Origin of the sequence: Gemmiger formicilis (genome assembly GCF_024462815.1) — a bacterium.
Taxonomy (GTDB): domain Bacteria; phylum Bacillota; class Clostridia; order Oscillospirales; family Ruminococcaceae; genus Gemmiger.
The window spans coordinates 1-24,587 of the sequence record NZ_JANGCG010000021.1 but is presented as its reverse complement, the minus strand read 5'-3'; the positions used below and the strand labels follow the sequence as shown (position 1 = coordinate 24,587).

13 protein-coding genes are annotated in these 24,587 nt (G+C 56.5%); 11 read left to right on the top strand and 2 right to left on the bottom strand.

Annotated features, from left to right (window positions below; genetic code table 11):
* Window positions 1–76: 76 nt before the first annotated feature.
* Both NE623_RS12955 and NE623_RS12950 read left to right on the top strand, forming a co-directional pair.
* Window positions 77–3,142 carry a glycoside hydrolase family 3 N-terminal domain-containing protein gene (locus tag NE623_RS12955; RefSeq protein WP_256273104.1) on the top strand — a complete coding sequence of 1,022 codons (3,066 nt, stop codon included), beginning with the start codon at window positions 77–79 and terminating at the stop codon, window positions 3,140–3,142.
* Between the two features lie 33 nt (window positions 3,143–3,175).
* Window positions 3,176–5,590, top strand: coding sequence for an alpha-L-rhamnosidase-related protein (locus NE623_RS12950; protein ID WP_256273103.1), 2,415 nt, complete (start codon window positions 3,176–3,178; stop codon window positions 5,588–5,590).
* Between the two features lie 51 nt (window positions 5,591–5,641).
* Here the strand turns inward: NE623_RS12950 and NE623_RS12945 are convergent, their stop codons facing one another.
* Complete coding sequence (locus tag NE623_RS12945; protein WP_256273102.1) at window positions 5,642–6,994, bottom strand: ATP-binding protein; 1,353 nt, start codon at window positions 6,992–6,994, stop codon at window positions 5,642–5,644.
* Window positions 6,991–7,698 carry a LytR/AlgR family response regulator transcription factor gene (locus NE623_RS12940; protein ID WP_256273101.1) on the bottom strand — a complete coding sequence of 236 codons (708 nt, stop codon included), beginning with the start codon at window positions 7,696–7,698 and terminating at the stop codon, window positions 6,991–6,993. The genes NE623_RS12945 and NE623_RS12940 overlap by 4 nt, the downstream gene beginning before the upstream one ends.
* Before the next feature lie 197 nt (window positions 7,699–7,895).
* On the opposite strand from NE623_RS12940, the gene NE623_RS12935 reads away from it, so the two are divergent.
* From NE623_RS12935 to NE623_RS12895, 9 genes are all read left to right on the top strand, one after another.
* A complete protein-coding gene (locus NE623_RS12935) occupies window positions 7,896–8,513 on the top strand; it encodes a hypothetical protein (protein WP_256273100.1) in 618 nt (205 codons plus the stop codon).
* A 63-nt stretch (window positions 8,514–8,576) separates the two neighbouring features.
* Window positions 8,577–11,459, top strand: coding sequence for a glycoside hydrolase family 3 protein (locus NE623_RS12930; RefSeq protein ID WP_256273099.1), 2,883 nt, complete (start codon window positions 8,577–8,579; stop codon window positions 11,457–11,459).
* A 1-nt stretch (window position 11,460) separates the two neighbouring features.
* On the top strand, window positions 11,461–11,868 hold the full coding sequence (locus NE623_RS12925; protein WP_256273098.1) for a hypothetical protein: 408 nt from the start codon (window positions 11,461–11,463) through the stop codon (window positions 11,866–11,868).
* A 79-nt stretch (window positions 11,869–11,947) separates the two neighbouring features.
* Window positions 11,948–13,072, top strand: coding sequence for a hypothetical protein (locus NE623_RS12920; RefSeq protein WP_256273097.1), 1,125 nt, complete (start codon window positions 11,948–11,950; stop codon window positions 13,070–13,072).
* A 101-nt stretch (window positions 13,073–13,173) separates the two neighbouring features.
* The gene (locus NE623_RS12915) at window positions 13,174–16,131 is read left to right on the top strand and encodes a beta-glucosidase (protein ID WP_256273096.1); all 2,958 of its coding nucleotides are present in this window, start codon (window positions 13,174–13,176) and stop codon (window positions 16,129–16,131) included.
* Between the two features lie 82 nt (window positions 16,132–16,213).
* Window positions 16,214–19,168 carry a beta-glucosidase gene (locus NE623_RS12910; protein ID WP_256273095.1) on the top strand — a complete coding sequence of 985 codons (2,955 nt, stop codon included), beginning with the start codon at window positions 16,214–16,216 and terminating at the stop codon, window positions 19,166–19,168.
* A gap of 82 nt (window positions 19,169–19,250) precedes the next feature.
* A complete protein-coding gene (locus tag NE623_RS12905) occupies window positions 19,251–20,720 on the top strand; it encodes an MFS transporter (protein ID WP_256273094.1) in 1,470 nt (489 codons plus the stop codon).
* A gap of 43 nt (window positions 20,721–20,763) precedes the next feature.
* A complete protein-coding gene (locus tag NE623_RS12900; RefSeq protein WP_256273093.1) occupies window positions 20,764–23,181 on the top strand; it encodes a glycoside hydrolase family 2 TIM barrel-domain containing protein in 2,418 nt (805 codons plus the stop codon).
* A 109-nt stretch (window positions 23,182–23,290) separates the two neighbouring features.
* Entirely contained in the window at window positions 23,291–23,800 is a 510-nt protein-coding gene (locus tag NE623_RS12895; RefSeq protein ID WP_370866754.1) for a sensor histidine kinase, read from the top strand.
* The last annotated feature ends 787 nt before the right edge of the window (window positions 23,801–24,587 follow it).

The window sequence follows — 24,587 nt, the reverse complement described above, 5'->3', positions numbered from 1 at the left end:
AAGTAGAATAACAGTAGAATGAGTTATGCTATATATAAATATAGCAAAATCATATCGTGAGAGAGGAGATTATAGCATGAAGCGCAAAAAACCGATTATCCGCACGGCCATTTCCAGCATCCTCATGGCATTGATCCTTGTGGTGGTCATTGTGGCCAATATGATGATTCGACCTAATTTAAGTGTAATCAATGGGACATTAGGTGATAAGACCACGATTTCTATTAAGCAACCCAACAGCTACAACGAGTCGCTGGATCTCCAGTATAGCAAGGCCGATTTCACCCCGGAAGAAATGGCTGAAGCGGAACGGGTCCTTAATGAGCAGATTGCCGGGGAAGGGATCGTCCTGCTGAAAAACGATGATGACGTTATGCCGTTCTCAACTGACACCACTTTCAGCTTTTTTGGCCGCTCGTCCTTAAAGCTGGTGGGCAATTCCCTTTATGAGACACTGTTGGCCTTGGGATTCCCAACTGATCCTGGCACAACATTGAAAACAGCTTTTAAAGAAAGCGGCTTTGGGATCAACGAAACCCTTTGGAATTTCTATGAATCCGGCAATGGAAGCGGATATGGACTTGGCGTAGGCTCCCTCAATTACGGCCAGGATGAGGATTTCTCCATCAACGAGTGCCCTTTGGACGTGCTGGAAGCTGAACCCGGCCTTTTAGACAGCGCCAAGGGTACTGTTCCTGTATTTGTGTGGGGCCGCCGGGTCGGAGAAGGCCGGGATATGCCCCGCTCCATGTATAACCATGCGGACAATCCCGAGGACAAGGCCAAAAGCTATCTGGAGCCGGACACCACCGAGCTGGAGATCCTCCAGTACCTCAACGACAATTTTGACCAGGTGGTGCTGCTGGTCAACAGCTCCGCCGCCATGGAGTTGGGCTGGACGGCGGACTATCCCAACATCAAGTCCATTGTCTACATTCCCAGCGCCGGCAATTACGGCTTATATGCGTTGGCGGACATCTTTTCCGGCAAAGTGAATCCCTCCGGCAAAACCGTGGACACCTTTGCCTATGACGCATCCAGCGCTCCCGCCGCGGCAAACTACGGCGACTTCCAATACTATGACGAAAACGGACAGCCCACTGCCTACAACTATATCTCCTATAAGGAAGGCATCTATGTTGGCTATCGCTATTTCGAAACCCGCTATGAGGATGTGGTTTTAGGCCAGGGCAATGCCGGCAGCTATGACTATGCCTCCACCGTGCTCTATCCCTTCGGCTATGGCCTAAGCTACACTACGTTTGATTGGAGTAACTTTAAGAGCAGCTGGAACGGAGACACCTGTACAATTACGGTGGATGTGAAAAACACCGGCAGCAAAGCGGGCAAAGACGTTGTCCAGGTCTATATCCAGTCCCCGTATACCGACTATGACCGGCAGAATTTAGTGGAAAAATCCGCCGTCCAACTGGTGGGCTTCGGCAAGACCGAACTGCTTGCCCCGGGGGATTCCGAGACGGTAGCGGTGACCTTTGACCGGGAACAGCTCAAGGCCTACGACTACATGAACGCCAAAACCTATATTCTGGATGCCGGCGACTACTATATCACCGTCGCCCACGATGCCCATGACGCGATTAACAATGTGCTGGCAGCCAAAGGCTATACCACCACAGATGGGATGACAACTGAGGGCAACGCGGACCTGTCCAGCACTTACACCGTTATGGCGCTGGACACCAATACATTCTCTACCCAAACCCCTACCGGTGTGTCCATCACCAATCGGTTTGACTTTGCCCGCGGCGATTTGCAGTATCTCACCCGGCAGGATTGGGAGGGCACCTGGCCCACTACCGACGGCGAGGTCAGCGATCAGGCATCCACCTGGAGCAATGAGATTAACGGCAGCGATGGGGGCTCTTATACTTATAAAAAGACGGTTAGCGCGGATGAACTGGCCAAGCTCCAGTCCACCGATTCCCTGAGCCCGGTGGATGTATCGGCCATCACCGATACCCCTGTGTATCACGCCAAGAACGGTATTACCCTGGCAGAGTTGCGGGGCCGGGACTATGACGATCCCCTTTGGAACGACCTGCTGGATAACCTGACCCCGGAGGATTATCAAACGATGATCACTCTATCCGGCTATGGCACAATCGCGCTGGACAGCGTGGGTAAACCCTATGCCCAGGATTTTGATGCGGCCACCGGCCTGCTGATGGGCGGAACCGGCATGAATTACTGCGGCAGCATCGTCCTGGCCCAAACCTGGAACCAGGAGCTGGCCCAGCGGTACGGTGAAATGATCGGCAACGAGGCCCTGACTGGCGGCTGCGTGGGCTGGTATGCCCCCGCCATGAACATCCACCGCCTGCCCTACTCCGGGCGGAACAACGAGTATTATTCCGAGGACAGCTTCCTTTCCGGCATGATGGCCTCCGCCTCCAGCCGAGGCGCCGCGTCCAGAGGGATGTATACCTTCATCAAGCATTTTGCGGTCAACGATCAGGAAAACCACCGCGGAGACGGCTCAGACAGCGCGGGCAACGTTCAGATGGGTCTGGCCACTTGGGCGAACGAGCAGGCAATCCGCGAGATCTACCTCCTTCCCTTCGAGATGTGCGTTACAAATGACCCCATCACACTGAACTATGTGGAGGAAGACGGCAATGGCGGCTATCGCAACGCAAGCAGGGATTTTCCCGCTGTTACAGCCCTCATGACCTCATTCAACCGGCTGGGCTGCACCTGGACAGGAGGCTGCTATCCGCTGATCACCAATGTGCTGAGGGAGGAGTGGGGCTTCCATGGTTTCGTCATCACGGACGCAGCTCACACCAGACCCTTCATGGACGCCTACCAGATGATTGAAGCCGGCGGCAACGCCAAGCTGACCAACGCGGACAGCAGCACCATTCCATTTACTTTTGAAAAAGATAATGCGGCCCATTACCATTATGGCCGGGAAGCCATGCATGGGATTTTGTATGCTGTGGCGAATTCGAAAGCAATGAACGGCCTGATGCCTGGTTCTACATTCACTACTCCAAAGACAATGGCGGAGAAGATTTTGATTGGGATCGATGTGGTCGGTGTAGTATTGATCCTTGCGCTGGGCTGGTTTATCTACCGTGGTTTTCGGAAGTGGAAAAGAAGTGCGGCTGAACCGGCATAACGGCATCAAGGATCACGACAAAGGAGGAGGAAAATGAAAAAGGCTCTTTTCCCGAGAGGCATAGCGCTGCTGCTGTGCACCGTCTCTATTTTCTCGCTGCTGGCCGGGTGCGGCGGGAAAGTGGTCACCACACCAGACCCTGCCGAATCCGCCAAAGGGGACGTCTCCGCGCCTAATCGGGGCATACCAGACCGCTCTGACCTTCTCTATCTGTCCGCCATTGAGGGGTACAAGAAAACGGACTGGACGGCCAACTGGATCTGGACTGAGAGCTGCGCGGAGGACAGCTACGTGGCTTTCCGCAAGACCTTTACGCTGGAACAGGCGGTTCCCACCGCCACTGCGTTCATTTCCGCCGCGGATAAGTATGTGCTGTGGGTCAACGGGGAGCTGGTAGTGCTGGATGGGTCGCTGAAGCGTGGACCTACACCCTATGACAGCTACTATGACACGGTGGAACTCACCAACTTGAAGCAAGGGGAAAATACGATCGCGCTGTTGGTTGCCTTCAATGGCCGCTCCGGGGACGGCTCCATCGTTCCGGTTCTTGTAGATGAGGAAGGAGACGAATATACCCAAGCGGGCCTTATCTTTGAACTGGATGCCGGCGGCACGACGATTTGCTCGGACAGCTCCTGGAAGGCTGCCCGGCACACCGGCTACAAAAACCGGGTCACTGCCGGGGCAGACTATCCCGGCTATAGCCAGTCCTCCATGCTGGCGGAGCGCAATGTCTATTTTGATGCCCGGGACGACTTGGGAGATTTCATGGCAGAGGGCTATAATGACAGTGAGTGGGAGGATGCCACGCCGGTGTCCAAGGCCGGGGATCTGCCCTTCGGTGACCTCTACTCCGCCATGATTCAGCCCATCCGGTTTCAGGATATTGTCGACTTCTCCAACTCTGCCAGCTATGTGGGTACGCCGCTGACCCAGGATACCACCCTGGTGCTGGACCTGCCCGGAAACATCCAGTTCACACCGTATTTCGAGCTGGAGGCTCCGGCGGGCAAAAAGCTCACGTTCTATACGGATACTTATACGGACAAACAGGAGCTGCCCAACTTCAAAGATACCTACGTCACCGCCGAGGGGACCCAGCGCTATGAGAATTACCCTTGGCGCAGCGGCTCCAAGCTCATCATTGAGGCGGAGGCCGGTGTGACCTTCACGCGGCTGGGTTACCGTGCCAGCGGCTTCAACGGGGAGCAGGTTGGCTCCTTTACATCCTCCGATCCGGGGCTGGATCAGCTGTGGCAGGAGTCCCTGAACACGTTGGCTATCTGTATGCGGGATACCTACATGGACTGCCCCGAGCGGGAGCGCGGCCCTTATATGGGGGACGCTTCCAACGAAATTGATGCGGCGCTTTACAGCTATGACCAGGGCGGGCTGGATCTGACGAAAAAGGCCATTCTGGCTTGCGTGGCTTGGACGAGAACCGATGGGGCAATCCCCAGCCGTGCCCCCAGCGTGAAGCCCCAGGAAATCCCCAACCAAAGCCTGATTTTCATGACCAGTGTGTACCACTACTGGCTCCATTCCGGGGATAGGGAGACGGCAGAGGCCTACTGCAACGCCTTCCTGAACTATCTCCGGCTGGTGGAGATGGAAAACGGACTGCCGGTATATCGGGACGGCTCCTGGACGTGGGACGATTGGGGCGACCGCATTGACACGCAGTTACTCCAGACGGGTATCTACTATTACGCGCTCAACGTGACCAAGTCCCTGGCGGATGATCTGGGTATCACGGAGGGAACCGAATTTCTCGCCGAACGGATGGATTCCATGCGGGAGAACTGGCGGGCTGTCTATTACACGGAAGAAGGCTTCAAAAGCCCGGACAGCAAGTACGTGGACGACCGCGCCAACGCTATGCTGGCCCTGTCCGGCTTGGCCGGGGAGAAAGACTGGCCGCTCATCACCGATGTCATCATGAGCACCTACCAGGCCAGCCCGTTCATCGAAAAGTATGTGCTGGAGGCGCTGTGCGTCATGGGTCGGATCGATTTGGCTCTCCAGCGGATGCGGGATCGCTACGCGCCTATGCTCAATGACGAGTATGATACCCTGTGGGAGACCTTTGACGGTGAAACCGGAACGGTGAACCATGGCTGGACTGCTGCGCCATTGTATATCCTCTCTAAGTATGCGGCAGGTATTCGACCCACCCAGGCAGGATTCGAAGCATATGAGATTGCGCCCGGCAATGAGCTGGACAGCTTTCACTGCACAGTCTGGACACCCAAAGGTGAGATCACAGCGGAACTGGAAACCGCTGCGGCGGAGAAGACGCTTACTGTGACAGCCATTGATGCTGCGGGTACGATCCTTGTGCCGGAGGGCATGGGAACAGATCTTATTGTGTCTGGCGGAGACTGTGAAATAGACGGAAACAGGATCTCCGTGGCTCAGGCCGGTAAATACGTCATCACGATCCATTGAAACAAGAATGACCGGGGCACAAGCCCCGGTCATTCTTGCCTTCTATCATACCTACCCTTTGCGCGGCTTGGTGGGGAACCGGATCGTGAGGAAAAACATATTGCCCAGCACCTTGATGTCCATGGTTCCGCCATATTGCCCTGCGATATACTGGATGCTCTTTGTGCCGAAGCCGTGGCGGGATACGTCCCCTTTGCTTGTGGCGGGCAATCCGTGATCCAGCTCCAGCCCACCACTGAAATAGTTGGACTCCTCAATCACCAGTGCGCCCTCCTCCTCGTGACAAGTGAGGGAAACCACCCGTTCTTCGGGAGGGAGGGCTTTGACCGCCTCCACGGCATTATCAATGATATTGCCAAACAGGGAATAGGTCTGCACCGGTGTGAGAAATTCCAGCCCTGTGCCATCCGCCATGCAGGAAAAGGAAATACCGTTTTTCTGACAGGTCATGGCTTTTTCGCACAGAACCACATCCAGCACCTCGTTGCCCGTTTTGATGTTGGCGTCGTAGAACTGGATGGCCTCCCGCAAGGAAGCGGCCTCCTCGCAGGTGAGCTTATCCTCAATTTTATCTAAAATATGTTTGATGTCATGGCATTTCATGTTGATAAGGTCCATATTTGCCTTGACAGACTCAAACTGCGCCCGATCCTGCCGCCAAAGCTGATGGAGGATGTTGATCTGTTGCTCCTGCTCACTTTGGGAGAAAATACCCGCGCAGATGGTGAGGATGGTCAGACTGAGTCCCACATAGAGCACTTTGACCACCAGGTTGAGCATAAAGCTCTCCCCCTCATACACGCGGGAAATGCAGATTAGGATATTCACCAGCGCCACGGTGGAGATGGACAGAACGATCACGTTGCGAGAGGTGCGTTTATTATGCACCAGTTTATTTTTAGGGGTGAAGACAGTGGACAGAATAAAAAAAGTCAACAGATGGAAACCAAAAAATACGACCCAATCCAAATGGGTAGATCCTGTCTCGCCGCCATGGAACAGCGAATTGGTCTTTCTGTCATTGATTCCCAAGAAATTTTGCAGAAGGGGATATAGCTTGTTGGTAAACTGATAGGTCGCCATGCCGGAGCAGAAGGCCAGCAGCGTTTCCGACAGGTCATCCTTCCAGCAGAACAGCAGAGCCGTAAAATTCAGCCCGGAGATTGCGGAATAGCACAGCACCCGCACCGGCAGGGAGCTCGCCTCTGTGTACCAGATGGCCAGGAGAAAACAGACCGCGCTGCCATCCAGCAGGGTCAAGACCACTCGAACGGGGAAAAGATCTCTCCGCCCCAGCTTGCGGGCAAACAAAGCGATGCAGATATAGCACTCCCAATAGGTCAGGATCAGGTTAAAGCCCTGGAAGGCATAGGCTCCCATCAGGCCAATCAAGGTGTTGATCATGGTTTTATGCCTCCCATGTATTGGGAGAACGCCTCCGAAAAGGCCTTGCGGCGGGGATGGCTGATTTGCAGCGCGCTTCCGCCTACATACGCGGTCATCCCCTCAATGCGATCCACATGGGTCAGATTGACCAGCAGGAAATTGTTGCAGCGCGCAAAGCACTGCCCGGACAAGGCAGATTCCGCGCTTTTCATCGTCTGGTATTGGCGGTACTCGCCGTTAAGAGTGTGGTAAATACAGTGATGCCCTTTTACTTCCACATAGAGGATATCCTTGGGGGCAAGACGCACAAAACTGGTATCTGTGCGGATGAACACATCAGCGGGTAGGTCCCGATCCAGCTTGCCCAGCACCTTTGTGAACTTCAGGGCAAACTCCGGATAGGAAATGGGCTTGACAATAAAGTCATAGGCGGACACCTCATAGCCTTGGATGGCGTACTGCCGCATGGTGGTGACGAAGATGAGGATCACCTTTTCGTCCTTTTCCCGCAGGAGCTTGGCCGCATCCATCCCGTTGAGCATGGGCATCATGATGTCCATGTATACGATATGGAACGCAGAATATTTCTCCAAAAAAGTGATGGCGTCGTAAAAAACCGAGATGGAAACGGCCAGTTTGTGCTCGGTGGAATAGGCTTTGATATGGGACTCTAAAACCGCCGCCTGTTCCTTGCTATCCTCCACGATGGCAATATCTATCAAATTGACCCGCCCCCTCTCTCTGATTTACAATATAGCAATTTGGACAAGAAAAGTCAAGGCTGGCGGTCTATGTTTGTAAGATTGTGCGGTCAGAAAGGAAGGTTGTGCGGTTTCTATTGAAAACCTTGGGTATATTTCATAAATTAGAGATAGCAAAAGGGCGTATGCCCTGAGAAATTTATGAGGAGGATACATCCATGAAAAAGTACAAAAAATTGGTCACCCTGTTCCTGACCGCAGCAATGGCGCTGTCCCTCGCCGCCTGCGGCGGCAAGGCGGATGGGAAGATCACCGGCATCTACCTTAGCCCTGCCCAGCTGAGCTACATCAATATGCGCCCGGAGTACAACTACTACCTCACCACCTTCACCCAGCAGGAGATCACCCTGATGGATGACAACACCTACTGCCTGGAGGTGTCCGCCGCCACCTTCTCCGCTCTGGAGCTGTCTGAGAATACCAGTGACGCCAAGGGCAACGAGCGCGAGAACTCCATCACCAAGTTCTACGGCACCTATACCTCCCAGGTGAATGACCTGGACGAGGATCTGCTGGATGTGACTCTGGCAGCCCCCACCCGCGTGGTGCGCAGCTTCGACCAGCTCTACTGGGCCGACACCGACAACTGGAACGATGCCATGGGCAAGGCTGTGGCGCCCACCCAGACTGACCCCAACACCGGCGCCCCGATCGTGGATGAAAACGCCCAGCCCTGGACCGCCCAGCAGTTCCTGGAGAGCGTGGCGTTCCCCGAGACCACCGTGCAGGTCAACGTTAAGACCAGCTCCTTCGACTTTACCGACTTTGCGGCTTAAACTGCCGCGTGGCATCAATTGCTTGCTCCCCAAGGACAAGAGACTGATTTGGAGGAACGCACGATGAAGAAAACGTACATATGGCGGGGGCTTTGCACCCTTCTGGTGCTTGTGCTGTCCCTGACCATATTTGGCCGGAGCCTGGCCTTCACCCGGGAGGGAGACGTAAACCTGTTTCTGGGCACCCTTCCCCCGGCCGTTCAGGTGACGGACGACACCAACTACTATGCATCCGATTACGCTTCTATGGACGAGATGCGCACCGCATTGGAGGATCATATCATCCAGACTCAGGTGGAGGGCAGCGTGCTGCTGCGCAACGAGAACGACGCGCTCCCTCTGGCCCCCAACGCCAGCGTGACGCTGTTCGGTTTTGCCGCGGCCACTCCCGTGTACCACGGCGGCTCCGGCGGCCCGCCCAATGACGGCATCAACCTCTACGATGCCATGAAGGAGGCGGGCTTCCAGGTCAACGAGACCGTATACAACGCCATCGTGGCCGCCAACGGCTCTCGCACCAAAACCGGCCTGATCGGCGAGATCCCCGCTTCCGCCTATGCCGGAACCGAGAGCTCTTATGCCACAAGCTATAACGATGCCGCCATCTACGTTATGAGCCGCTTCGGCGGCGAGGAGGGCGACCTGAACCATGGGCTTCAGGGCGACTGGCAGGAGGGTCCTGCCGGGGTGCCTGAGCTGTCCCTCCATCAGGAGGAGATCGACACCCTCAACCTCATCAAAAATTCCGGCAAGTTCAGCAAAATCATTGTGGTGGTGAACTCCGGCTACGCCATGGATTTGGGCTGGCTGGCCGACTACGGTGTGGACGCCTGCCTGTGGATCGGCTACCCCGGCAACTACGGTATGACGGGTGTGGCTCAGATACTGGGCGGTCAGGCCGACCCCTCCGGCCGCAACGCCATCACCTATGCCGCTGACTCCCTCAGCTCCGCCGCCATGCAGAATGCCGGTGACTTTACCTTCGACAACCTCACCGGCCTGTATAAGAACAAGTACCTGGTATACGCCGAGGGCATCTATGTGGGCTATAAGTACTATGAGACCCGCTATCAGGATCAGGTGCTGGGCATCAACAACGCCAACGGCCCCAAAGGCGTATACGCCAGCAAGAACGGCGCTTGGAATTATGCCGACGAGATGGTGTACACCTTCGGTGCGGGCAAAAGCTACGCCGACTTTACGCAGGAACTGCTGAGCGTGAATTGGGACAAGTCCACCCATACCGTCACCGCCCAGGTGAAGGTGACCAACAACGGCGCGGCAAATTACGCCGGAACCTCCAAGGACGTGGTACAGCTCTACGTCCAGCTCCCCTATGAGGCGGGGCAGGCGGAAAAGAGCGCCATCCAGCTGGTCGACTTCGCCAAGACCTCCGCTTTGGCCGCAGGGGAGAGCGAGACGGTGACCTTGGAGTTCTCCGACTACATCTTCGCCGCCTATGACAGCGCTGCTGTCAACGGTGCAGACACCTCCAAGACCGGCTGCTACGTGTTCGACCCCGGCGAGTACTATTTCGCCATCGGAAATGACGCCCACGACGCGCTGAACAACGTGCTGGCCGCCAAAGGCGTCACCGGGATGTTTGATGCCGAGGGCAATCCCGTGGAGGGTGATGCCGCCAAGGCGCATAAAGACGAGTTGGCCAGCTTGGACAACACGACCTACGCCGTGTCCCCCTATACCGGCGCGGTGGTGTCCAACCACTTCGAGGATCGGGACATCAACTACTTTATCCCGGATGCGGTGACCTACCTGACCCGTTCCGACTGGAACACCTTCCCCGACACGGTGGCCAGCCTTACGGCTACTCCGGAAATCCAGAACCTGATGGAGAATTTCCAGTATGAGAAGCCCGCTGACGCGCCGGATATTTCAACCTACAAGTATAAACAGGATAACGGCATCGCCTTTATAGAGATGAAAGACGTGGCCTTCGATGATCCCAAGTGGGACAGCTTCATCGATCAGCTCACGCCCAGCGAGCTGGCTCAAATCGTGGGCGATAAGATGGGGTTGGATGCCATTGAGAGCATCGGCTTCCCTGCCTATGCCGGCGGCGATGGCCCGGACGGCCACCAGAGCGGCGTACTGTTCAACGCGGAGATGGTAGCCACCTCCACCTTTAACAAAGACCTGCTGGAACAGCGGGGCGAGTTTATGGCAGAGGAGAGTTATTGGATTGGGTTCCGCCAGATCTACTCCCCCGGCGGCAACATCCATCGCACCCCGTATTCCGGTCGAAACTTTGAGTACTACAGCGAGGACGCCAACCTAAGCTACCTTTGCGGCGAGATCCAGACCAAGGCCATGGCCGACCGGGGCTGCGTGGGCACCTTCAAGCACTTCTGCGGCAACGATCAGGAGACCAACCGCCACGGCGTAGCAACCTTTATGACCGAGCAGACCTACCGCGAGGGTCCCCTGCGCGGCTTTGAGGGTGGGCTTCAGGCCGGACACAGTATGGGCACCATGACCGCATACAACCGCATCGGCTGCATCCCCACCGCCAGCGACTACGAGACCATGACCACCGTGCTGCGGGGGGAGTGGGGTTTCACCGGCATCAACATGACCGACAGCTCCAAGGACTCCGCCAGCTACATGGGCACCGCCGATGCCATCCGGGCGGGCACCTGCCAGTTCAACAATGACCCCGGCCGTGTGCCTGAGGCATCCAACCTGCTGGTGAAAGAGAAGGACGGCTTCATCTGGGGCAAGCTCCGTGAGGTGGCAAAGTATTATCTCTACACCATGAGCCGTTCCAACCTGGTGAACGGACTGAGCGAGACCGAAACCGTGCAGAACTACACCCCCTGGTGGAAGCCTGCTTTCACGGGGCTGAACGTAGTCATTGGCGTGTTGACGGTCGGCGCAGCGGCAATGTATGTGCTTTCCGAAATCAAGTCCAGGAAGGGGGACAAGTGATATGAAGCGCTTGTTTCAAGATGCAAAACCGGGTCTCTGGCTGAGCATGGCTGCTGCCGCGATTGCCCTGGTGGGCGTTGTGGCCTATGTGGTCATTTACATGGCCACGGCTGCCCAGACGGTGGATCGGGTGTTTTCCTGGCTCACCTTTGGTCTGATGCTGGGCGGCGCGGTGATCACCTTCGCGGGCGAAGCGCTCCGGCTCCCGTTTACTCCTATCTTGGGCGGAGCCTGCTTCGGCGTTGCTCTGGCGAATCACTTGGTGGAAACCGCCTACCCCTTGGCCGATGTGCTCACCGGCGTGCCTTTCTTCGGAGGAAACCCCGTTTTAGCCATCGCCTTTTCCGTTGTGTTCGGCGTGACCACGATTCTCAATGTGATCGGCGCATTTATGCCCCATCGAAAGTAACTCTGACTTCTTTGTCTTCCCCGGCTGAGCTTTTGCCGGAGAAGGCGAGAAATATAAAACAAATTGGAGGAAAAACGCTATGAAAATGAAGAAACTTTTGGCCGCCGTTGTGTCGGCAACGATGCTCGGCTCCATGCTGGCCGCTTGCGGCGGCAGCAATTCCCAGACCTCTGGTTCCGAGACGTCCCAGTCCGGCGAGGGCGGCAAGACCTATCAGTTCTGGGGCACCTATGAGGAGGACGGTGAAAACGCCTCCATGCTGAACGCCGCTTTCCTGCTGAACCTGAACGAGGATGGCACCTCTGTGGCCGACAAGTACATGTTTGCCAACTACGATGCCTCCGATGCCGCCACCAACCCCACCTACACCACCAGCTATATGTCCGGCACTTGGAAGGAAGTAGAGAAGGACGGCGTGGAATGCCTTCAGATCAAGCTGGCTTACGTGGACGATGCCGGCAATGAGTCCAACGCCCAGACTGCCTACGCCTATGACGTGGCCGGGGTGTACTCCTTCGACCTGACCTTCCCCGTGGTGCCCGGTATGTCCTACACCCGCGTGGCTTCCATGGAGGGCAAGGAGGGTCAGACCTACGCTGACGCCAACGCCTTCATCCAGGCTTACAAGCAGGAGTTTACCGCCCCTGAGAGCGTGGGCACCTTCACCGATGCGACCAACAATGCTACCGCCTATCTCCAGGCTGACGGTACCCTGCTGCTCTACGCCGGCTACGACAAGTTTGCCGAAGGAAAGTGGGCTCTGGCTGACGGTGCCATCTCCATCACCCTGAACGATGAGGTCGTGGATGTGACCATGGACGGCAATAAGGCCACCTTCACCGCGGAGCGCGATATGGGCGAGGGCAATACCACCAGCTTTACCTTTGTCTGCGACGACATCACTGCCCTGTCCGCCCCCGAGGCCGGCGCACAGACCCCTGCGGAGACCCCTGCGGAGGCAGAAGGCATCGCCACCTATGAGGCTGGCGACCTGGAACTGGTTCTGCTGGATGACACCAACATGAAGGTCAAGTACCCCGCCTACGGCATGGAGCGTGACGGCTTCACCTACGTGCTGGACGGCGATACCCTGACCGTCACCGCCCCCAGTGAGGACGTCATGGGTGCCTTCGGCCAGATTTGGGCCGGCGTTGGCGCTGAAAAGTGGACCATCAGCGGCAATACCGCCACAAAGGCCGAGTAAAGCGGCAAAACGAATTGCTCAGCGATTTTATCCCATAGATCCAAAAGACCCCGGGCTGGCGTGACCGCCTGGGGTCTTTTTTAGAAAAGGAGCATCACGATATGAAGAAACAAGGCAGTCTGCTGTGGACCATCCTCACGGTGATCACCGCCCTGCTGCTGGTGGTGTGCATTGTGGCCATCCCTGTTACCAATGCCTTTGCCACCGCCATCAACGTGGCATTGGATGCCAAAACGCAAGAGGTTATCCATGACCCCGACGCCAAGATCTATTTCTGGAGCAATTACGAAAACGAGGAGGATCTCGTGGCCTTTGAAAAGCAGGTCTGCCACGACATCGAGGCGGAGGGTGCCGCCCTCTTAGTCAACCGGGACAACACGCTGCCCTTGCCGCAGGGCACAAAATTCACACCGTTCTCCCAGTCCAGCTTCAACCTGCTCTACGGCGGCACCGGCTCCGGTCAAGTGTCCTCCGAGGATGCGATTTCTCTCAAGGCCGCCATGGATGGTGCCTTCGGCGAGGACTCCGTCAACCCTGAACAGTGGAAATTCTACGCCGGCGCGGGCTATAAGCGCGTGAATGCCGATACCACCGGCGGCAACCAGGGTCAGTACCGTATCAATGAGGTGCCATGGAGCGAGTACTCCGACGCACTGAAGGGGACTTGGAGCCAATACGGCGACGTGGCTCTGGTGACGCTGGCTCGCTCCGGCGGCGAGGGCGCTGACCTGCCCTCCGGCCTGCCTGAGCTGGAACCCTACATGACGGACGGCGACTACCTCCAGCTCTGCAAAGAGGAAGTGGATATGCTGGAAAATCTCCAGCAGCTCAAAGAGCAGGGCGTCTTTAAAAAGATCGTGGTGCTGCTCAACTCCTCCAACGCCCTCCAGCTGGATTTCGTGGATGACTACGATATCGACGCGGTGCTGTGGATCGGCGATGTGGGCATGACCGGCATCACCGCCGTGGCCGACATCCTGGCCGGCAACGTGAACCCCTCCGGCCGCATCGTGGACACCTTCCTGAAGGATAACCATTCCTCCCCCGCCATGCAGAATTTCGGCGCTTACCCCTATACCAACGGCGCGGACTACGATGTGGCCTCTGCCCAGAACAATACCGATCCCGGCATCGGCAAGTGCAACCGGGACTACGTGGTGTACCAAGAGGGCATCTACGTGGGCTACCGCTACTATGAGACCCGGTATGAGGACTATGTGCTGGGTCAGGGCAACGCCGGGGATTACAGCTATGACAGTGATGTGGCCTTCCCCTTCGGTTATGGCCTGAGCTACACGGATTTCGAGTATTCCAACTTCTCCGTCCAGAATCAGGGCGACACCTTCCAGGTGGATGTGGATGTGAAGAACACCGGCGCGGTGGACGGCAAGCACACCGTGCAGATCTACTTCCAGTCCCCCTACACCCAGTACGACATCGACAACCAGGTGGAGAAGTCCGCCGTGGAACTGTGCGGCTTCGACAAGAAGGAGATTGCCGCAGGGCAGACCGAGCACTTCACCATCACTGTGGAAAAGGAGGATCTGACTTCCTATGACCACATGAACGCCAAGACCTACATCCTGGAGGACGGCGACTATTACTTCACCGTGGGCAAGGATGCCCATGACGCCGTCAACAACATCCTGGCCGCCAAGGGCGCGGATTCGAGCCGCATGACCGGCACCGGGAATGCCGAGTTGACCTGCAAGTGGAACAACGCCACCTTTGACAAGACCACCTACGCTGTGTCCTCCATTACGGGCAATCCCATTACCAACCTGTTCGAAGACGCGGATCTGAACAAGTATGACGGCGTAGAGGGCCAGACCATCACCTACCTGACCCGAAATGACTGGACGGGCACCTTCCCCTCCACAGTCTCCCTGAAGATCACCGAGCAGATGTGGAAGGACGGTCTGTCCCACAACGAGGCGGACCGGGCTGCCATGGCGGAGACCGCCAAGAGCCGCTACTGGGCGGATGCTTCGCTGCCTCAAATGGGCGTATCCGGCACACTGAACGCCAGTATGTTTGCCGAGACAGATGCGGACGACCCATCCTGGGATCAGCTGATCAGCCAGATCCCTTATAGCGAGATGACTAACCTCATCTATAATGGTTTCCACCTCACCCAGCCGGTGCCCTCCATCAGCCTGCCCGGCACCAATGACGAGAATGGCCCCCAGGGCTTCACCAAGAGCCTGATGGGCGGCTCCTCCGCCATGGCCTACACCTCCGAGGACGTGATGGCGGCTACCTTCAACCTGGAACTCATTGAGCACATGGGCAAGTGCATCGGCGAGGATTTCCTCCACGCTACCGATGATTCCGGCACCGTGTTCTCCGGCATTTACGGCCCCGGCGCCAATATCCACCGCACCCCCTATTGCGGACGCAACTTCGAGTATTATTCCGAGGACGGCTGGCTGTCCGGACGGGTGGCCGCTGTGGAGGTTGCCGCCATTCAGGATCGGGGCGTGTATGTCTTCACTAAGCATTTTGCCCTCAACGATCAGGAGGAAGGGCGCTACGGCATCTCCACCTGGTCCAACGAGCAGGCTATCCGCGAGCTGTATTTGGAGGGCTTCGAGGGCAGCGTGACCCGGGGCGGCGGCATGGGCGTAATGAGCTCCTTCAACCGCTTGGGCGTGACCTGGAGCGGCGCTCACCACGGCCTGATGACCGGCATCCTTCGGGATGAGTGGGGCATGAAGGGGGCAGCAATCACCGACTGCTCCGTCATGGCCGCCTATATGGACTATCGGCTGGGCGTGCTGGCAGGTCAGGACCTGTGGGACGGCTACAGCATGGGTATGGAGACCCTGAACGGTTTGGACAACGACCCCGCCGTGGCCTCTGCGGTACAGACTGCCGTCAAGCACATTGCCTATTCCATCACCCACAGCCACGCCATGAACGTGGGCAACGCCACTGTGCGGACTATTACTCCCTGGTGGCAGATGGCCATCTATGCTGTCACCGGCGTGATGGCGCTACTTACTGCGGGCAGCGTGTTTATGCTCATCCGTAGTAAAAAGAAAGCGAAGAACAGCTGACGTATCCATCAAAAGGCGGGCTGTGGGGCACAGGCTGCGCCCACGACCCGCCTTTCTCTTATCTATAAAGGGAGGAATCTGCATGAAGAAAAATATTTGGAAAATACCCATGGCGAGTTTTGCTGTCCTCACAGCTGTCTGTGTCACGGCGATTCCCATCACCGGTTACTTTGCTCCGATGATCAATGTGGCGTTGAACGCCGAAACGCAGAAAATCGTCAAAGACCCCAATGCCCAGATCTTTTACTGGACCAATTACGACTCTGAGGAGGAACTGGTGGCCAACGACTGGAACGTGTGCCGTCAGGTGATGGCGGAGGGCGCTTCGGTGCTACTGAACCGGGACGGCGCCCTTCCCCTGGCCCCGGATTCTAAAATTTCTTGTTTTTCTCAATCCTCTGTCGATCCCGTGAAGGTGGGCACCGGCTCCGCCTTTGTCTCCACCGGCGAGGGAGCCAGCCTGTACTCCGCGCTGGAGGACAGCTTCCAGCCCGGGTGCGTCAACACTGACCTGTGGAAATTCTATGTCACCAGCGGCTATAAGCGGGAAAACGCCTCCCTCTCCGGCGGAGATCCCTCCCAGTATCGCATCAACGAGGTGCCATGGGACAAATATACCGATGCGCTGAAATCCACCTTTGCCAGCTATGGCGATGCAGCGCTGGTCGTGCTGTCCCGTTCCTCCGGAGAAGGTGCGGACCTGCCCTCCGGTCTGACCGAGCTGGAACCCTATATGACGGACGGTGACTATCTCCGTCTGTGCAAGGAAGAAATGGACTTGCTTGAAAATCTGAAGACGCTCAAGGAACAGGGGACGTTCAAAAAGATCATTGTGCTGCTCAACTCTTCCAGCACCCTCCAACTGGATTTCCTTGATGAGTATGACATCGACGCGGTGGTATGGACCGGAAACATGGGCATCAACGGCCTGCCCGCCGTGGCGGACATCCTGGCGGGCAAAGTGAACCCTTCCGGGCGCATCGTGGACACCTTCCTGAAGGATAACCATTCCTCCCCCGCCATGGTCAACTATGATGCCTACCCCTATACCAACGCATCCCAGTATGATCTGGCCTTTGCCCAGAACAATACCGCCCCCGGCATCGACAAATGCAATATGAACTACGTGGTCTACCAAGAGGGCATCTACGTGGGCTACCGCTACTATGAGACACGGTATGAGGACTACGTGCTGGGTCAGGGCAGCGCGGGCGACTACGATTACAACGCCGATGTTGCCTTCCCCTTCGGCACCGGCCTGAGCTACACCACGTTCAGCTACTCCAACTTTACCGTGGAGGACAAGGGCGATTCCTTTGATATTGGCGTGGATGTAACCAACACCGGCAGCATGGACGGCAAGCATACGGTGCAGATCTATTTCCAGTCCCCTTATACGGATTATGACCGGGAGAACGGCATTGAAAAGGCCGCCGTGGAGCTGTGCGGCTTTGACAAGAAGGAGATCAAGTCCGGCGCGACGGAGCATTTCACCATCAACGTGCCCAAGGAGGACATCACCAGCTATGATGCCAACGCCGCCAAGACCTATATCTTGGACGCCGGGGACTATTACTTCACCGTGGGCACCGATGCACACAACGCCATCAATAACATCCTGATGGCCAAGGGCGCGGATCAGAGCCGCATGACCGGCACCGGCGATGCAGCCCTCACCGCCAAGTGGACGAACAGCGCATTGGACACCACGACCTATGCTGTTTCCTCCGCCACCGGCAACCCAATCACCAACCTGTTTGACAATGCCGATCTGAACAAGTACGAAGGCGCGGAGGATCAGCAGGTGGTCTATCTCACGCGCAGCAACTGGACCGGGACATTCCCACAGGCCGCCGTCAGTCTGCGGGTCACGGACGCCATGTGGGCCGATGGACTGACCCATGAGGAGTCCGGCCGGGCGGCTCTTGTGGAAAAATACAAGCAGCTGTATTGGGGCGATGTGAATCAGGCTCCTGCCGCCGGGACAGGCGGTTCCCTCAACGCCATCGACTTTGTGGACAAGGACTATAACGATCCCGCCTGGGATGACCTGATCAGCCAGATCGCCTATGGGGATATGCTGAACCTGATTTACAACGGTTCCTATCAGACCCAGGTGCTCCCCGCCATTAACCTGCCCGCCACCCAGGAGTTTGACGGCCCCACCGGTTTCACCAAAAGCATGGTGGGCGGGAGCAACGGTATGGCGTTTACCTCTGAGGACGTCATGGCGGCCACCTACAATTTGGAGCTGATTCAGGAGGTGGGCAAGTGCATGGGCGAGGATATGCTCCACGCTCAATCCGGCGACAATGCGGCTGCTGTGGCGGGCATCTATGCCCCCGGTGCCAACATCCACCGAAGCCCCTATCTGGGTCGTCACAACGAATACTATTCCGAGGACGGTTGGCTGTCCGGCGAAATCTGCGCCGCGCAGGTCAAAGGACTGCATGACCGGGGCATGCAGGCGTTCGTGAAGCACTTTGCACTCAATGACCAGGAGCAGGGGCGCTATGGTATCTCTGTCTGGGCCAACGAGCAGTCCATCCGCGAGCTGTATCTGGAGAGCTTTGAGGGTGCTGTCCGCGGCGGAGCGTCCAACGTCATGAGTTCCTTTAACCGCCTCGGTGTGGTTTGGGCTGGCGCCCATCATGGCCTGATGACCGGTGTCCTCCGGGATGAATGGGGCATGGAAGGCTCTGCAATCACAGACATGGCCATCAACGCCAAGTGGATGGACTACCGTTTGGGCGTGCTGGCCGGGCAGGACTATTGGTGCGGCCAGAAGGGAGATATGGGTACCCTGGATGGCACGGACAACGACCCCGCTATCGCTGCGGCAGTCCATAACGCGGCAAAAAATGTGGTATACAGCGTGACGCGAACCAACGCCATGAACATTGGCAACGCCACGGTGGTGATGGTCACGCCCTGGTGGCAGATTGCACTGTATGCTGCCACAGCAGTCTGCGCCGTTCTTACTGTGGGCAGTGTGTTCATGATGCTCCGCTTTAAGAAAAAGCAAGTCGAGAAATAAAGGCAAACCCGATCCGGCAGTTTATGCCGGGTAGGATTTGCATCACAGCAAACATGGATCAAAACAAGCAGGAGTGAACATCATGAGTAAAAAGCAAACCGGGTTTTGGAACACCCCGCTGACCGGCTCTCTGGTGAAGTCCCCGGACGTGAAGCTGCCGGAGATGCTGATCGGCTACTTCATCGGCCCCTTCGGGGCGCTGCTGTCCTCGGGCATATTCACCAGCTTTTTGAACAAGTATTTCACCGATGTGCTGAAGCTGGACACCGGGTTCCTGTCCGTCCTTCAGCTGGTGTCCACCCTGCTGATTGTGGCTGCCAACCTGATTGTGGGTCAGCTTATCGAGCGCACCCGCGTTCTGGCAGGCAAGGCGCGCCCTTGGGTGCTGCTGTCCGCCCTGACCCTCAGCGTGTCCAGCGTGCTTATGTTTATCGTCCCCTTTGAAGGAACCGCGAAAATGGTGTGGATCGCCATCGCCTATAACCTCTATTACGCGGTGGCTTACCCCATCTACAACACCGCCAACTCCACCCTCATCCCCGTGTCCACCCGCAACAGCCAGCAAAGGGGGGCTCTGGCCTCCTTTACCAACGTGGCCGGTCTTGGCGTTATGGGCGTGGGTTCCATGATCTTCCCCGTGCTGGTGTCCAACGTGATGAAGGAAGATCAGCATATGTGGTTCCTGGTGATGCTGGGTGTAGCCATCTTCTCCGCCCTTACGATTTACCTCCAGTTCAAGTTTACCCGCGAGCGGGTCACAGAGGAGCTTTTGGGCGAGGGCAGCGGTGCCGCCCGGGTTAAAACCGCCTCCATGGGCGAACAGCTCAAAGCGGTTACCAGCGAGAAGTGGTGGTGGCTGATCATCCTGTTTTACCTGGCCTTCCAGTGCAGCGGTGCCATGAAGAACGGCTCCATGAGCTACTTCTGCCAGTGGGTCATCGGCGCAGCCGGAACCATCGACTGGGGCATGGCGCAGACCATCCTGGCCGTGTTGGGGGCCATCCCCATGGCGGTGGCTGCCGCAGTGGTGGTTCCCCTGGCCAACAAGCTGAGCAAGCGCGTGGTGGTTATGGTCGGTATGCTGGTGGGCGTGGCTGGCGGCATCATCGCAGGTCTTGGCGGCGGGCAGATTGTCCCCGTAGCCATCGGCGTGGCGCTGAAGTGTCTGGGCTCTGCCCCCGCCGCCTATCTGATTTTGGCCATGCTGGCCGATGTCATCGACCACATTGAGTTCAAAAGCGGCATCCGCACCGATGGCCTCACCATGTCCATCTATAGCTCCGTCATGGTGGCCGCCACCCCCATCTGCAATGCTATCTTTATGGCCATGCTGGGCGGTTCCGGCTATGTGGCGCCCCCGAAAGACGCCGCCGCTGCCGCCGCCATGACCCAATCCGCCGCCGTACAGTCCACCATCGGCATCAGCTATATCTGGATCGAGACGGTGGCCTACGCCATCTGTGCCGCGCTGATGCTGCTGTGGACGGTGGAGCGGGATCTCCCCGCAGAGCAGGAAACCATTGCGCAGAGAAAAAAGCAGTGCAAGGGATAGGCTATGTGGATTTCCATTTCTTTTCGCTTAAAGGAGATGCAGAATGAGAGCAAAAGATTTCAACGAGAATTGGCGCTGGAAGCGCTTGGGGGAAAAGGGTTCAGGAACGCCCGTTACCCTGCCCCACGATGCCGCCCTGCTTGAGCCCCGGACGGCCGCCTCTGCCGGTGGTGTGAACACCGGGTGGTATGAAGGGAGTGACTACCTTTACACAAACGTATTTACCCCGGATAAAACCCTGGCAGGGCAGACGGCCGTGCTGGAGTTCGAGGGGGTATACCACAACGCCGAGGTGCGGCTCAATGGGGAGAAGCTGGCCTTCCGACCCTACGGCTACACCAACTTCTATGTAGACCTGACGGGAAAACTCCGTGCAAACGAGGAAAACACCTTGGAGGTCATCGCCCGCAACGCCGACCAGCCCAACTCCCGGTGGTACTCCGGCGCGGGCATCTACCGGCCGGTGAAGCTGTGGACGGCGGATCAGGCGCACATCAAGCTCAATGGTGTGAAAATCCGAACCCTGTCCCTTGATCCCGCCCAGGTTGAGGTTGTGGTGGAGACGGAGGGGGCAGGTCCGGTCAGCATCTCGATTCTGGACGGGGAGCGGGAGCTGGCCGCTGTGTCCGGCAGCACGAAGGGACAGATCGCCTTCACCATCCCCCTGAAGAATGCCAAACCCTGGAGCCCGGATAATCCCCAGCTCTACACCTGCCAAGTAAGCTTTGGTACGGATGAGGTCACGGAGACCTTCGGCTTACGCACCGTTGCGTGGGGGAGGCGCGGCTTTTTGCTCAACGGCAAACGCACCATCCTCCAAGGAGCCTGTATTCATCACGACAACGGCGTGCTGGGGGCCTGCTGCTATGAGGATTCCGAGTGGCGGAAGATCCGTATTTTGAAGGAAAACGGCTACAACGCCATCCGCTCCGCCCACAACCCCTGCTCCAAGTTTCTGCTGGATGCCTGCGACCACCTGGGCGTGTTGGTGCTGGATGAATACATCGACCACTGGTACATCCACAAGACCCTCCATGACTATGTGGAATATTTCCCGGACTGGTGGCGGCAGGATCTGAAGGACATGGTGGACAAGGACTACAACCACCCGTCTGTGGTGATGTACTCCACCGGCAACGAGGTGTCCGAGACGGCGGAGGAAAAGGGGATTGCTCTGACCCGTGAACTGACCGAATACCTTCACTCTCTGGACACGACCCGGCCTGTCACTTGCGGGGTAAACATCTTCTTCAACTTTTTAAGCTCCGTGGGCTTCGGCCAGTACAGCGACGAAAAGGCCAAGAAGGAAGCCGAAAAGGCGGAAAAGGCCAAGGCCGCCGGAAAGCAGACCAAGGAGAAGGCGGTGGGCAGCAAATTCTTCAACGATATGGCAGGGCTGCTGGGGGACGAGTTCATGAAGCGGGGCGCCACCATCCCGCCCTGCGACTGGCGCACCCGGGACGCCTTTGCCAACATGGACATCGCAGGCTACAACTACGGCATCTACCGCTACAAGCGGGATCTGAAAAAGTACCCGGATCGGCTGATTCTGGGCAGCGAGACCTTCTGTAACGATGCCTACAGGTTCCGGGAGCTGGCCAAAAAGGAGCCCCGACTCATCGGTGATTTTGTTTGGGCGGGCATGGACTACCTGGGCGAGGTGGGCGTCGGCAGCTGGGAGTACGCTGACTATGCCCCCCGGTTCGATGGCGGACTGGGTTGGGTAACCGCCGGAAGCGGCCGCATCGACCTGACGGGTCGTCCCTTGGGCGAGGCGCTCTACACCCGAGTGGCGCTGGAACAGGAGAATGGCCCCTACATTGCCGTGTGCCCGGTGAACCATACGGGTGATAAGCACTCTCCCTCGGCATGGAAGATGACGAACGCAATGCCCAGCTGGAGCTGGCGAGGGTGTGCCGGGAAACAGGCCAACGTGGAGGTCTATGCCCGCGCCCACACGGTGGATCTGCGGGTAAATGGTAAAAGCGTTGGAAAAAAGGAGCTGAAAAACGACTGCATCGCCAAGTTCCGCTGCACCTATGAGGATGGCGTGGTCATGGCCATAGCATTTGACAGCAAGGGCAAAGAGATGGGGGCGTGTGCGCTCCACACAGCTTCTTCCGAAACCCGGCTGCGGGCTGTCTGCGAGGAAGCAGCGGTAAAGCCGGGGCGACTGTGCCACATCCGTCTCCAGTACACGGACGAGAACGGCACGATGAAGCCGCTGGAGCGGGGCGTTTTACATGTGGAGGTCACAGGCGGAAAATTGCTGGGCTTGGGAAGCGCCTGCCCCTTCAATGAGATCGGCTTTGTGACAGGCCGCACGGACACCTACTACGGCGAGGCGTTGGCGGTAGTCCAAGCGGGTGAGGGGGCAGAGCTTACCCTCACTGTGACGGATGGAAGATATATTGGAAAAGTTACAGTACCCATCGGGGATTATGATATAATACGGAAGTGATGCTGCCGATAAAAGCATTCGGGAACAGGCAGAAATTATCCGGAATCAAAGCGTAAAAATCAAAGAACTGGTACAGGGTTTGAACTTAGTATCACAGTTGGAATATGAGATGCAGCCTCTTTATAAGGAGGCGGTTCGCCTATCCAAACTGCTGCGATTCTATGTAGAAGACTTGTTGAATACGGGAATTTCTGATGGCTACAACATGGAAATCGAGATTGCTCCCGATGCTGAAAATGCTGTATTGGAATGTGATGCCAGATTGATTTCACGGGCTGTAAACAACCTTGTCCAGAACAGCATAAAACACAACCCGCAGGGCTGTGAAATCTGCATCTCCCTTGCGGTATCCAAAAACCAGCTTATCTTAGCGGTTACGGATAATGGAACTGGTCTGTCTGCGGAAAAACTGCAAGAGCTGGAAGAAAAGCCGCATTATATGGAAAGTACAGATGAACGGCTCGATTTAAGGCATGGACTTGGATTACTTATTGTTGGACAAGTCGCCGCAACGCATAACGGCGATTTCAAACTTTCCAATGCTTTCCCGCAAGGATGTGAGGCTACTTTAATATTCCCATATATTTTAGATAAACAAGCAAATTTTGCAGATTTATAAGGAAGCGCCAGACGTGACTTCCGGCTTACTCATGTGTAAGGCAAATCAAAAGGCAGTCCTGCCAGTTCGTAAGTTTTTCCTTTGTTCTTTTTTAGGGCAATACCGCATAATTCTAAGTGCCGATACGGCGAGCGAGGTGCGGCAGATGCTAAGCCAAAAGCGCAGATAATACTTTGTGTATTATCGAGCATTTTGGCAACGCAGATGCCGTGCCGCAGCCGCCGGAGCGGTGCTTAAGCCGTTAGGCGGGAATTGTGCGGTGTTGCCTTAGATATAACAGTAAATCCTGCGCGTGTTGGGAAACCCGACACGCGCAAAGAAGGGGTTCGTCGCAGTGTGGCTGCGCCACGCTCCTGCACCCCTCCTTTGGATTCACCCTGTCGCAAAAAATCACGTTCTCATGCCTGACGGCGACTCGAACGCGATTTTATGCTCTAGAGGTATTTTCATCGTCGGCACATGTCCGCCGATGAAAATAGATTGAAAATTTACTTTTTCGACAGTCTGAGTAAATCCTTATTGTCTGCAAATATTTTGTATGAAAGTCTACCATTTTCGCTTTTCAGTTCATAAATACCGCATGACTTTTTCTTACTATAATCAGCACTTCGCAAATACAGTTTTGCAATTTCTAGTGACTTAAAAGGAAAATTCCACCTCTGTAAACCTCTTTTAATGCTGCCAAATATTGTTTTCCAAATCCCACAGCCGTCCCTTATAGTCATCTATCAGAGCCTGAACATTTTCCCCCTGCGGGAAGGTCACCAGATAGCCGTCCCCGGCCTCA